The 11,415-nt window shown below is 70.5% G+C and carries 10 protein-coding genes and 1 riboswitch; of the genes, 2 read left to right on the forward strand and 8 right to left on the reverse strand.

Annotation, left to right across the window (positions count from 1 at the left end; translation table 11 throughout):
• The first annotated feature begins 2 nt into the window (after window positions 1-2).
• Window positions 3-881, forward strand: coding sequence for an STM4011 family radical SAM protein (locus ACGF8B_RS12735; RefSeq protein WP_392737387.1), 879 nt, complete (start codon window positions 3-5; stop codon window positions 879-881).
• 253 nt (window positions 882-1,134) lie between these two features.
• On the opposite strand, the gene ACGF8B_RS12740 is transcribed toward ACGF8B_RS12735, so the two are convergent.
• The 3 genes from ACGF8B_RS12740 to ACGF8B_RS12750 all read right to left on the reverse strand — a co-directional run bounded on the left by ACGF8B_RS12740 (window position 1,135) and on the right by ACGF8B_RS12750 (window position 5,662).
• Window positions 1,135-1,980 carry an SGNH/GDSL hydrolase family protein gene (locus tag ACGF8B_RS12740; RefSeq protein WP_392737389.1) on the reverse strand — a complete coding sequence of 282 codons (846 nt, stop codon included), beginning with the start codon at window positions 1,978-1,980 and terminating at the stop codon, window positions 1,135-1,137.
• 188 nt (window positions 1,981-2,168) lie between these two features.
• Window positions 2,169-3,110, reverse strand: a complete 942-nt coding sequence (locus tag ACGF8B_RS12745) for a peptidoglycan DD-metalloendopeptidase family protein (RefSeq protein ID WP_392737391.1) — start codon at window positions 3,108-3,110, stop codon at window positions 2,169-2,171.
• Window positions 3,111-3,113: 3 nt separating this feature from the next.
• Window positions 3,114-3,270: riboswitch (cyclic di-AMP (ydaO/yuaA leader) on the reverse strand.
• A gap of 295 nt (window positions 3,271-3,565) precedes the next feature.
• A complete protein-coding gene (locus ACGF8B_RS12750; RefSeq protein ID WP_392737392.1) occupies window positions 3,566-5,662 on the reverse strand; it encodes an alpha-galactosidase in 2,097 nt (698 codons plus the stop codon).
• A gap of 225 nt (window positions 5,663-5,887) precedes the next feature.
• Here ACGF8B_RS12750 and ACGF8B_RS12755 point away from each other — a divergent pair, with 225 nt between their 5' ends.
• A complete protein-coding gene (locus ACGF8B_RS12755; protein ID WP_392737394.1) occupies window positions 5,888-6,703 on the forward strand; it encodes a tyrosine-protein phosphatase in 816 nt (271 codons plus the stop codon).
• A gap of 235 nt (window positions 6,704-6,938) precedes the next feature.
• On the opposite strand, the gene ACGF8B_RS12760 is transcribed toward ACGF8B_RS12755, so the two are convergent.
• From ACGF8B_RS12760 to ACGF8B_RS12780, 5 genes are all read right to left on the reverse strand, one after another.
• Entirely contained in the window at window positions 6,939-7,106 is a 168-nt protein-coding gene (locus ACGF8B_RS12760) for a DUF6126 family protein (RefSeq protein WP_164495316.1), read from the reverse strand.
• A gap of 33 nt (window positions 7,107-7,139) precedes the next feature.
• Window positions 7,140-7,748 carry a helix-turn-helix domain-containing protein gene (locus ACGF8B_RS12765; protein WP_392737395.1) on the reverse strand — a complete coding sequence of 203 codons (609 nt, stop codon included), beginning with the start codon at window positions 7,746-7,748 and terminating at the stop codon, window positions 7,140-7,142.
• 90 nt (window positions 7,749-7,838) lie between these two features.
• Complete coding sequence (locus ACGF8B_RS12770) at window positions 7,839-9,236, reverse strand: aspartate aminotransferase family protein (protein ID WP_392737397.1); 1,398 nt, start codon at window positions 9,234-9,236, stop codon at window positions 7,839-7,841.
• Window positions 9,233-11,134: a 1-deoxy-D-xylulose-5-phosphate synthase gene (gene dxs / locus ACGF8B_RS12775; protein ID WP_392737399.1), complete on the reverse strand. Its 1,902-nt coding sequence runs from the start codon at window positions 11,132-11,134 to the stop codon at window positions 9,233-9,235. Before dxs ends, ACGF8B_RS12770 begins: the two co-directional genes overlap by 4 nt.
• Window positions 11,135-11,160: 26 nt before the next feature.
• Window positions 11,161-11,415: flavodoxin-dependent (E)-4-hydroxy-3-methylbut-2-enyl-diphosphate synthase (locus ACGF8B_RS12780; RefSeq protein WP_392737400.1), on the reverse strand; the 255-nt coding region annotated here is incomplete at its 5' end.

The raw sequence follows: 11,415 nt of genomic DNA on the forward strand, positions 1-11,415 counted from the left end.
CCATGGACCTGACGATCCTCTACCGCGGGCCGCTCTCCTCGTGCGACTACGACTGTCCGTACTGCCCGTTCGCCAAGCGGCGCGACAGCCGGGAGCAGCTGCGCGCCGACCGGGCCGCGCTGGAACGGTTCACGGCGTGGGCCGCGGCGCAGACCGGTGACCGGATCTCGGTGCTGTTCACCCCGTGGGGCGAGGGCCTGGTCCGCTCCTGGTACCGCCGTGCGCTGGTCGAGCTCGCGCGATTGCCGCACATCCGGCGCGTGGCGATCCAGACCAACATCAGCAGTCGTACGGGCTGGCTGGCCGAGGCCGGTGAGGCCGGCCGCGAGAAGATCGCGCTGTGGTGCACGTACCACCCGGGGCAGACGCCGTACGAGCGCTTCCTCACCAAGTGCGAGGAGCTGTCCGCGCTCGGCATCCGGCACAGTGTCGGTGTGGTCGGGCTCGACGACCATCTCGACGAGGCGCGACGGCTGCGCGCCGCGCTGCCGGACGAGGTCTATCTCTGGGTGAACGCGGCGGAGGGCCACACGTATTCGGACGAGGAGGCGGAACGCTGGACGGCCGTCGACCCGCTCTTCCCGTACAGCCGGCATCCGCACCGGTCGGCGGGGCTGCCCTGCCGGACCGGTGAGTCGGTCATCTCGGTGGACGGTGACGGCACCGTGCGGCGCTGCCATTTCGTCCCGGCGGAGCTGGGGAATCTCTATGACGGGAGCTACCGGCGGGCGCTCGGTCCGCGCGCCTGTCCGCTGGCGGTCTGCGACTGCCACATCGGTTATGTGCACCTGGAGACGCTGCCGTTGTACGACGTCTTCGCCGGCGGGGTGCTGGAGCGGATCCCGGCGGCTGTGCCGCCGTCGCTCGCCGGACCGGCCTGAGTCTCAGGCGGGCCGGGCGGGCGACGGCACCACGGACCCGGACGCCGTCCAGGGCATGTCGTCCGGATCATGCCGGGCTCGCGTGCCCCGGTGCCGCGCCTCGCACCGCCGCGTTGTCGTCGGTCGCCGACGCGCCTTCCCCGGGCTCCCGGCTCCGCTCGGACAGGGGAGACCCCACCGGCTCCCTCCTCCGCCTCGCGACGCGCGGCGCCGGACCCCGCTCCCCGATCCGGCCCGATCCGGACGAAGGACCCTAGAGCGGCAGGAGGTCCGGGCGCTTCGCTTCGACGTGGTCTCCGGAGGACTCGCCGCGCAGCCGCCGGCCGATCCACGGAACCAGGTACTCGCGCGCCCAGTGGATGTCGTCGCGCCGTACTTCGAGGGTGCCGCGCTCCGCCTGCGGCGGCCATTCCTGGTCGGGGTCGGCCGGTACGTCGAGGCCGAGGACCTGGGCGGCGCGCAGCGCGACCCTGGTGTGCCCCTCGGGCGAAAGGTGGAGCCGGTCGTCGTCCCAGGCGCGCCGGTCCTGGACGGACCGCAGCGACCACAGGTCCAGGACCGGGCAGTCGTAGCGGTCGGCGATGGCCCGTACATGGGCGGTGTACGTGGCGATCTTGCCGCGCAGATGGCGCAGCACGGGAATGCCACGGGTGTCGAAGCCGGTGGTGACCATGACCGTGCCGACCGCGCCGGTCAGCTCGGCGACCGCGCGCTCGAAGCGCTCGGCCACGTCGTCGGGGTCGGTGCCCGGCCGGATGATGTCGTTGCCGCCCGCGCAGAAGCTCACCAGGTCGGGTGCGAGCTCCTTGGCGCGCGGCACCTGCTCCTCGACGATCTGGTCGAGGAGGCGTCCTCGTACGGCGAGATTGGCGTACCTGAAATTCCCGTGCGCGGAACCTTCCGTGCCGGTCGCCGCATCGGGGTCCGGGAGCTGGTCCGCGAGGAGTACCGCGAAACGGTCCGCCCAGCCGACGAATGTCCCGTCCGGGCCGGGGTCGCCGACTCCCTCGGTGAAGCTGTCGCCGATAGCCGCGTACGACCCGATGACGCCCTGTCGGTTGTTGACGCCACGTTGATTTTTTCTCGAATCGTCTGCCACAAACGCTTATCCTGCACTGCCGAATGTGACCTACGCGACCGTAATATGGGGTTGACGGGTGGTGAGATAGGCCACCCGGTCAGTTTTTGGTAAAGGGGGAATAAGTGAAGGGGCGGTGCGCCGCCGCGCACCGCCCCTTCCGTGTCACTCGGATCATGCCCGGTGATTCAGCTGCCCGGCCGTTCGGCTCAGACGGAGACGCCGTGCGAGGCCAGGAAGGCGATCGGGTCGATGTCCGAACCGTACGCCGGGCCCGTGCGGACCTCGAAGTGCAGGTGCGGGCCGGTGGCGTTGCCGGTGGCACCGGAGAGGCCGAGCTGCTGACCGGCGCTCACGGCCTGCCCCGCGGAGACGGAGACGGAGGACAGGTGGCCGTACTGCGAGTAGTGGCCGTCGGCGTGCTTGATGACGACCTGGTTGCCGTACGCGCCGCCCCAGCCGGCGGTGACGACGGTGCCGGAGGTGATGGACTTGACGCTGGTGCCGGTGGCGACGGGGAAGTCGATGCCGGTGTGGCTACCGCTGGACCAGTTGGAGCCGGAGGCGCGGTAACCGGTGGTGTGGTTGCCCGGGACCGGGTGGACGTAGCCGGAGGCGCTGCTCCGGGTGGCGGCCGGGGCGGAGGCCGGGGCCTCGGTCTGCGGGGCCTTGGTCTCCGGGGCGGACGAGGTCTTGGCCGGGGCGGACTTCTCGGTGACGGAGGGCGCCTTCGACGGGAGGGACGAGCCGGTGCCGGCGCCGGTGGGCGCGACGTCGCCGGCGGCCTTGGCGCCGAGGGTCAGCTTCATGCCCGGGAAGATCAGGCCGGGGTTCTCGCCGACGACCTCGCGGTTGTCCTGGTACAGCTGCTGCCAGCCGCCCTTGACCTGGTGCTCGGCGGCGATCTTCGACAGGTAGTCGCCGGAGACGACGGAGTACGTCGTGGTGGCGGCCTGCTTCTGCGTGACCGGAGCGGCGTGCGTGGCGGCGGCCGGCTGCGGCGCGGCGGCCGGGACGGACTGCTCCGCGGCCTGGGCACCGGTGGCACCGAGCAGCGGCAGGGCGACGACGGCGCCGCCGGCGCTGACCGCGGCGACGCCACGGGCGATGGTGCTGAGCTTCGGACGGCGGTGCTTACCCGATATGGGCATGGCGTATTTCCTCTCCGGCGCCTGCGAGGTGAGCTGTCGGGTTCGGGCTGGAGATGCCCGGCCGCGCTGAGCGCGACTTCACCCCGAGCCGGCCGGATTTCTCCGGCCGGCGGCTTACCTGGTTCCCCCGCTCCTGCCACGCGATGAGTGGATGTGAATTCCGGGCGGCGGCAGGATTAGGCGGTCCGTCCGGATTGCGGTGACCGTAAGCGAGTCGGGACGGCGAGAACAAGCCATGGGTTCCATGCCGGATTCCGCTCCGGGAAATCGGCGCGGAATTCCGGTCACACTCCGTGGATTATGGATCTTGGAATTCCGCGCCGCGCACGGATTACCCGACTCGCCCGTCACCACACACCGTCACGGATATGATCCCGCTCACGAGGCAACCCTCATGTCCCCCATAAGCAGGCCATATTCAGACAAAAGCCTGAATTGCGGACATAAGGTATTCATCATCCGCGTCGGAGCCTCAGCACCCGTGCGTCGAGATCACCGCGAAGTCCGGTGTGCAGCCCCTGGTGCAGCAGCGTCGAACCGTGGTGCACCACCCCGGTGTCCAGGCAGGTGTAGGTCGCCTCCGGGTCGAGCCCGCGCAGTCGCAGGGCCGGGGACCGCTCCCCGTACCGCTGCGCCTCCAGCCACATCAGGACGACGGCGTCGTCCCCGTGGACGTACTGGATCGCGCTGAGTCCGCCGCGCGGTGCACGCAGCCGGTAGAGCGCGCCCTGCTGCACGACGGGCCGGATCTCCTTGTAGAGCTCCACCCAGGTCCGGGCCTCGGTCAGCTCCTCCTCGCTCCATTCGGTGAGGTCCCCGCCGACCCCGAGCACTCCGGCCATCGCGCTCACGAACCGGAAGCGCAGCGAGCTGACCCTGCCGTTGAGCTGGTGGTTCGGGCTGTCCGTGACCCAGGCGGCCATCACCCGCGCGGGGTGGAGGTGCCCGAAGCCCTCCTGGATGGCGAGCCGGTCGAGCGGGTCGGTGTTGTCGGAGGTCCACACCTGGTCGGTGCGGGACATGATCCCCAGGTCGACCCGGCCGCCGCCACCCGAGCAGGACTCGAACGCGACCGTGGGATGCGCGGCCCTGAGCCGGTCGATCAGCGCGTACAGGCCCTCCACGTGCTCGACCCAGAGCTTCTGCGGGTACTCCTCGCCCGGCCAGCCCGCATCGGTGAAGCAGCGGTTGAAATCCCATTTCACATAGTCGATGGGCGTGCCGGAGAGCAGTGCGTCCAGCTGCTCCCAGAGATATGCCCGCACATCGGGGCGGGCCAGATTGAGCACCAGCTGGTTGCGGTACTCCGTACGCGCCCGCCCGGGGAAGTGCTGCACCCAATCCGGATGGGCGCGATAGAGATCACTGTCGGCATTGACCATTTCCGGTTCGACCCAGATGCCGAACTGCATGCCGAGCCCGTGCACTTCGTCGGCGAGCGGCTTCAGCCCACCGGGGAAGCGGTCCGGATTCGGCGTCCAGTCCCCGAGCCCGGCCCGGTCGCTGGTCCGCTGCCCGAACCACGCGTCGTCCACGACGAACAGCTCGACGCCCATCGCGGCGGCCCGCTCGGCGAGGACCCGCTGCTGGTCCAGTGAGATGTCGAAGCCCGTCGCCTCCCAGGAGTTGTAGAGCACCGGCCGCGGGTTCTGCGCATCGGGGATCACATGGGCCAGCTGCCAGGCGTGCCAGGCGCGGCTCGCCCCGCCGAACCCCTGCCCGCTCCACAGCCCGGCGAAGACGGGCGTGGTGTACGACTCCCCCGGTGCCAGCCGGAGCAGACCGGAGTCGTCGTACCCGGCGCCGCCGGTGATCTGCACGAGCCCGTCGGGCAGCCGCTGCACGGAGATCCGCCACGATCCGGACCAGCCGAGCGCGCAGCCGTACACCTCGCCGCTCTCCTCGGTGGCGGCACCGTCGGCGTCCAGCGCGACCCACGGCAGGAACTGGTGGCCGGTGTGGCCGCGCCTGCTGGAGACGACGCTCTCGCCGTGAAGCAGCTCGGCCCGTTCAAGCCGCGATTCCGCCGCCCAGCGCCCGTGCAGCCGGCTCAGCCGCCAGCCGTCGCGGGCCGGCAGCGACCAGGCGGCCGCGTCTGCGCGCAGCAGCTCCAGCGGCGGGCCGTCCGGTCCGGCGTGGGCGACGGTGGCCCAGCGTTCCACGACATCGGAGTCGTCCCGCATCCGGTAGTGCAGGGTCAGGGCGAGCCGGTGCACGGAGTCGGTGAAGCCGATCCGCAGTTCGTCCCCGTCCGCCTCGGCGGCGTCGAAGGCCCACTCGGTGCCGCGGACCTGCGGGGTACGTACCGAGAGTGCCGGGCGCACGAACCTGGGGCCGCCCTCGACCGGATACTCCTCCCGGCCGTCGAGGTGGGACTCGAAGCCCCTGAAGTCCAGTTCCGGGGCCGCGGCCAGCGCCTCGGCCGCGGCGAGGGTGATCCTCGGCCCCCAGTGCAGATGGACCAGCTCGTCCTGCCCGGTCAGTCGCAGTGCGTAGCTGCTGCTCGCCCCTGTGAGCAGCCAGGTCCGGCCGGTGTTGCTCGTCTCGATCATCGCATCCCCACATTCCAACAGTTCCGCACATCATCGACCAACGAAGGGGTGTGAGCAACGGTTCGGCCAGGAATTCGCCGCGCGGATTCGCCTCGGGGGCACCGGAGTTCGCCCGGGTATCGACAGGGAAAGGCCGAGATGATTGCCTGAGGAATCAATGTCGTATCGTCGCAGGAGTGGCCTCGCCTGCGACTCGCGCCGGCACCAGACACTCCAGGAGTCACCGTGACGCAGCAGCTGCCGCAGATCCCGTCGACGGAACCCGAGCTGGCGGGCGTCCGCAACTTCCGCGACGTGGGCGGGCTGCCCACCGCGGACGGGCGACAGGTGCGGCACGGACGGCTCTTCCGCAGTGGTCACCTCGCGCACGCCACCGCCGAGGACGCCTCGTTCCTGGGCGGTCTCGGTCTGCACACGGTCTTCGACTTCCGCAACGCCGCCGACCGCAGGCTCGACGGGCTGGACGTGGAGCTGCCCGGCGTGCGAAGCGTGAACATCCCGCTCTCCGATCCGGCGGACGGCTCGGAGTTCTGGCACATGGTCCGCAACGGCGACGTCGAGCAACTGCGCTCGATCCTCGGCGACGGCAAGGGATCGAACCGGATGATCGCCTCGTACCGCTCGATCATCCGGGACCGCACCGCCGAGCACAGCCGGGTGCTGCACGCCCTGGCCGAGGACAGTGTTCCGGCCCTGATGCACTGTGCGGCGGGCAAGGACCGGGCCGGGCTGTCGATCGCGGTGTCACTGCTCGCCGTCGGCGTCGAGCCCGAGGCCATCGAGGCCGACTACCTGAAGTCCAACGACGCCCACCGCCGCTACCGGGTGCAGCGCAGCGACACCTCGGCGGACGGCATGTCGGCCGAGGTGATGGAGCTGCTGAACCCGCTGTTCGGCGCCCACGCCGATTACCTCGCCGCGGCCTTCGCGACCATCGAGGAGACCTGGGGCAGCACGGACCGCTACTTCTCCGAGGGCCTGAAGCTCGCCCCCGAGACCCGGGACCGGCTGCGCGACCGGCTCCTGGACGAGGCCCGCTGAGGGCTGTCCCGCACTTCCTGGCGGAACAGCGCGCGGCGTCGAACGCGGTGCGTCGCAAGGCGGAGGGGCACCCGAATACTGAATGTATCCGGGCGTTCCGACAACGCGGCGAGGCGCCGTGGCCGTCGTCGTGCGCCCGCCAGGAAGTGCGGGACAGCCCTCAGGGCCTCTCGTCCGGATCATGCCGGGCTCGCGCGCCCCGGTGCTCGATCCGGACGGATGACGCCGGGCGCGGTCAGCCCTTGCCCGCCACCGCGAAGAGCAGGTAGAGGAAGGCCGCGAAGATGTGTCCGGCGATGAGGTAGGCGAACAGCCTGATCACCACGCCGCGCGGAAACTTCCGCTCCTGGGCCTCGTAGTTCTTCTTCGAACCCAGCGGGTCGAAGTTCTCCGAATCGGACATGACGGTCCTCTCTGGCGACCGGTGGAGCCGGTCTCAGCGACGGTGGATGCCGCTGCCGAGGCACAGCTCGGCGGCGGGGCTCTGCATCAGGGTGTGGACGAAGAGCAGTTCGGCACCGCCGCGGTCGACGGCCGTGATCCGGTGCGGGGTGAGCGAGTCGAAGTGCGCGCTGTCTCCGGGCGCGAGGTCGTGCACGGTGTCCCCGAGCCAGACCCGGAGGTGCCCGGCGAGCACGTACAGCCATTCCTCGCCGGGATGGACGCGCACGAGGTCGCCCTGGGCGCCGTGCGGGACGCGAACGCGGAGCGCCTGCATGGCCCGGCCGGAGCCGCCGGCCTGCCGGTACATCCAGCCGTCCGCCTCGGCTCCCTCGAACGTCCCGCCGCGGATGATCGCGTCACGTTCGGGGGGTGTCTCGCCGAGCAGCTCGGAGACCGTCGTACCGTAGATCCTGGCAAGACCGAGCAGCATCGGCAGCGAAGGCTGGCGACGGCCCGTTTCGAGCCGGGAGAGATGGGCGGGCGAGAGCCCCGCCCGCTGAGCGGCGGTCTCCAGGGTGAGACCACGGCTCCGGCGCAGATCGCGCAAGCGTGGCGCGATCCCGGGCAGCTCGTCGGCCGCCCCTCCGTCTGGAGGATTCATGTACCCATTGGGCCAAAAGCCTGCCTGAGAGGCAAATTTCTTGCCTCTCAGGCAAAAGCACTCCGGACCGGCAAGGGCCCGCAGCCCCGCTCAGCGGTTGGCGACGGCCTGTTTCACCAGTGTCCTGCCGAAGTCCCACATCAGTCCACCGCCGCTGTGGGCGTCGTCCATCACCGCGATGAACGCCGTGACGAACCGGTCGACGTCCGCCTCGTCGATCACCAGCGGCGGAATCAGCTTGATCACTTCCAGATGGTCGCCCGAGACCTGGGTGAGGATGCGGTGCTTCTGGAGCAGCGGCACCACCACCATCTGCGCGAAGAGCCCCTTGCGGGCCGCCTGGAGCATGGTCCAGCGGCTGCGCAGCTTGAGGGACGACGGCCGGCCGAACTCGATGCCGGTCATCAGCCCTCGCCCGCGTACCTCGTGCAGCAGCTCGTAGCGGTCGACCAGCGCGGTCAGCCGGTCGCGCAGCAGATCACCGATGCGTCGCGCATGTGCGACGGTCTCCTCGTCCTCCATCACCGCGAGGACCGCGAGCCCGGCCGCCATCGCCTGGGCGTTGGAGCCGAAGCTCGCGGAGTGCACCAGGACCCGGTCCATCGACGAGTAGACGCGACGGAAGATCCAGTCCTTGCCCAGGGTCGCCCCGACCGGCACATAGCCGCCGGAGAGGGCCTTGGCGACACAGACCAGATCGGGCTCCACGCCCTCCTCGTGCTGGTACGCATAGAAGTCGCCGGTGCGGCCCAGACCGGTCTGCACCTCGTCGGCGATGAGCAGGGCCTTGTGCTTGTGCAGCAGCTCCTGCGCGGCCCGCAGGAAGCCGGGCGGCGCGGCGTGGACGCCCTTGCCCTGGATCGGCTCGACGACCAGCGCCGCCACGTCGCCGCGCTTCAGCTCGCGTCGCAGGGCGTCGAGATCGCCGAGTGCGATGGCGGTGTCCGGCAGCAGGGGCGCGAAGCCGTCCCGGAAGCCGTCCTCCCCGTTGACCGAGAGGGAGCCGGTCGTCAGCCCGTGGAAGGCGTGGGTGCAGTAGAGGATTCTGGGCCGGCCGGTGGCGTAGCGGGCGAATTTCAGGGCCGTCTCGACCGCCTCGGTGCCGCTGTTGCCGAAGAAGACCCGGTCCAGGTGCGGGCTGTGCGCGAGCAGCCGCTCGGCCAGCAGTCCCGGCAGCGGCTGGCAGTCGAAGCGGGTCAGGTCGGCGAGCGAGGCGTCCAGTACGTCGTGCAGCGCCTTGCGTACGACGGGGTGGTGCCGGCCCAGGCCCATCACGCCGAACCCGGCGAGCATGTCGAGGTAGTCGTTGCCGTCCGCGTCCCAGAAGTGTGCGCCCTCGGCCCGCTCGTAGACCTTGTCGAAGCCGATGGTGTGGAGCATCCGCGGCAGTTGGTGATTGAGGTGCCTGGTGTGCAGCTCGTAGCGTTCGGCGCCGCGCTCCGCGAGGAGCCGCGCCAGGTCGAAGCCCTTGGGCCCGTCGTCCTTCATGCCCCGCTCTCCTCGGTCCTTGTCGCCGCCTCGCCGGCGGCCAGTGCGGCACTGATCCGGCCGGCGATCTCGACCGGGGTGAGCCCGATGTCGGCCAGCACCTCGGCACGCTTGCCGTGCGCGAGGAACTGCTCGGGGATGCCGAAGGTGCGCAGTGGTACGTCGACCCCGGCGTCCCGCAGCGCCTGCCCCACCGCCGAGCCGACGCCACCCGCCCGGCTGTTGTCCTCGACGACGGCGACCAGCCGGTGTCGTCCGGCCAGCGGCGGCAGTGCCTCGTCGACCGGCTTGACCCAACGCGGGTCGACGACGGTGCAGCGGATCCCGGCACCGGCCAGCAGATCGGCGGCCTTCAGACAGACCGGGGCGAGCACGCCGACGGCCACGAGCAGCACATCCGCGTCCTGCGACCGGTGCAGCACGTCCATGGCGCCGATCCGGCCGACGGCCGGGACCGGCTCCCCCACCGGCTCCTTGGGGAACCGGATCACGGTGGGTGCGTCGTCGACGTCGACGGCCTCGCGGAGCTGGGACCGGAGCTGGTCGGCGTCGCGAGGGGCGGCGATCCGCAGCCCGGGGACGACCTGGAGCAGGGACATGTCCCACATGCCGTTGTGCGAGGGCCCGTCGGGTCCGGTGACCCCGGCCCGGTCGAGGACGAAGGTCACCCCGCACCGGTGCAGCGCGACGTCCATCAGCAGTTGGTCGAAGGCCCGGTTGAGGAAGGTGGCGTAGACGGCGACGACCGGGTGCAGTCCGCCGGTGGCCAGCCCGGCCGCGGACACGGCGGCGTGCTGCTCGGCGATGCCGACGTCCCAGACCCGGTCGGGGAAGGCCTCGGCGAACTTCGTCAGCCCGACGGGGTGCAGCATCGCCGCCGTGATCGCCACGACGTCGGCCCGCTCCGCGCCGATCCTGGCGATCTCGTCGCCGAACACCGACGTCCAGGAGGGCCCGCCGGCCGGGGCGAGCGGGGCACAGGTCAGCGGGTCCATCGCCCCGACGGTGTGGAAGCGGTCGGCCTCGTCCAGGAGGGCGGGCGGATAGCCGCGGCCCTTCTCGGTGAGGCAGTGCACCAGCACCGGACCGTGGAAGCGTTTCGCCCGGTGCAGGGCGGATTCGACGGCGGCGATGTCGTGGCCGTCGATCGGCCCCATGTACTTGAGCCCGAGGTCCTCGAACATGCCCTGCGGGGCGAAGGCGTCCTTGAACCCCTTCTTCGCCCCGTGCAGCGACTCGTACAGCGGCTGTCCGATGACGGGGGTCTGCCGGAGCACGTCCTTGCCCCAGGAGAGGAAGCGTTCGTAGCCGTCGGTGGTGCGGAGGGTGGCGAGGTGATCGGCGAGGCCACCGATCGTGGGTCCGTAGGAACGCTCGTTGTCGTTCACCACGATGATCAGCGGGCGGTCCCTGGCGGCGGCGATGTTGTTGAGCGCCTCCCAGGCCATCCCGCCGGTGAGGGCTCCGTCACCGGTGACGGCCACGACATGGTCGCTCCGTCCCAGCACCTGGTGGGCCTTGGCGAGGCCGTCGGCCCAGCCGAGCACCGTCGAGGCGTGCGAGTTCTCGATGACGTCGTGCGCGGACTCCTCGCGGGAGGGGTAGCCGGACAGGCCCCCCTTGCCGCGCAGCTTGGAGAAGTCCTGCCGCCCGGTGAGCAGCTTGTGCACATAGCTCTGGTGGCCGGTGTCCCAGAGGATGCGGTCCACGGGCGAGTCGAAGGCCCGGTGCAGGGCGATGGACAGTTCCACCACTCCGAGGTTGGGCCCCAGGTGCCCGCCGGTCCTGGCCACCGCCTGAATGAGGAACTGCCTGATGTCCCGGGCGAGTTCGTCGAGTTGTGCTTCGTTCAGCGCCTTGAGATCGTGCGGCCCCCGGATACTCTCCAGAATCGTCACGCTCGGGCCCCCTCTCTGGTTCTGTTTCAGCTCACGGTGACGGTGGGAGCCCCCGACCGCGTACCCGGCCCGTCCATGCCCTCGGCGATCTTCAGGGCTTCCTCGATCAGCGTCTCGACGATCCTCGACTCGGGCACCGTCTTGATGACCTCGCCCTTCACGAAGATCTGTCCCTTGCCGTTGCCCGACGCCACACCCAGATCGGCCTCACGGGCCTCACCCGGACCGTTGACGACACAGCCCATCACGGCCACCCGCAACGGCACCTCCATGCCCTCCAG

Origin of the sequence: Streptomyces sp. NPDC047917 (assembly GCF_043204345.1) — a bacterium.
Classification (GTDB): domain Bacteria; phylum Actinomycetota; class Actinomycetes; order Streptomycetales; family Streptomycetaceae; genus Streptomyces; species Streptomyces sanglieri.

What these genes read in the sequence shown, in the direction of transcription:
- ACGF8B_RS12760 (WP_164495316.1), bottom strand. Translation starts at nt 7,106, where the DNA reads ATGTCCGATTCGGAGAACTTCGACCCGCTGGGTTCGAAGAAGAACTAC.
- ACGF8B_RS12765 (WP_392737395.1), bottom strand. Translation starts at nt 7,748, where the DNA reads ATGAATCCTCCAGACGGAGGGGCGGCCGACGAGCTGCCCGGGATCGCG.
- ACGF8B_RS12770 (WP_392737397.1), bottom strand. Translation starts at nt 9,236, where the DNA reads ATGAAGGACGACGGGCCCAAGGGCTTCGACCTGGCGCGGCTCCTCGCG.
- ACGF8B_RS12750 (WP_392737392.1), bottom strand. Translation starts at nt 5,662, where the DNA reads ATGATCGAGACGAGCAACACCGGCCGGACCTGGCTGCTCACAGGGGCG.
- ACGF8B_RS12745 (WP_392737391.1), bottom strand. Translation starts at nt 3,110, where the DNA reads ATGCCCATATCGGGTAAGCACCGCCGTCCGAAGCTCAGCACCATCGCC.
- ACGF8B_RS12735 (WP_392737387.1), top strand. Translation starts at nt 3, where the DNA reads ATGGACCTGACGATCCTCTACCGCGGGCCGCTCTCCTCGTGCGACTAC.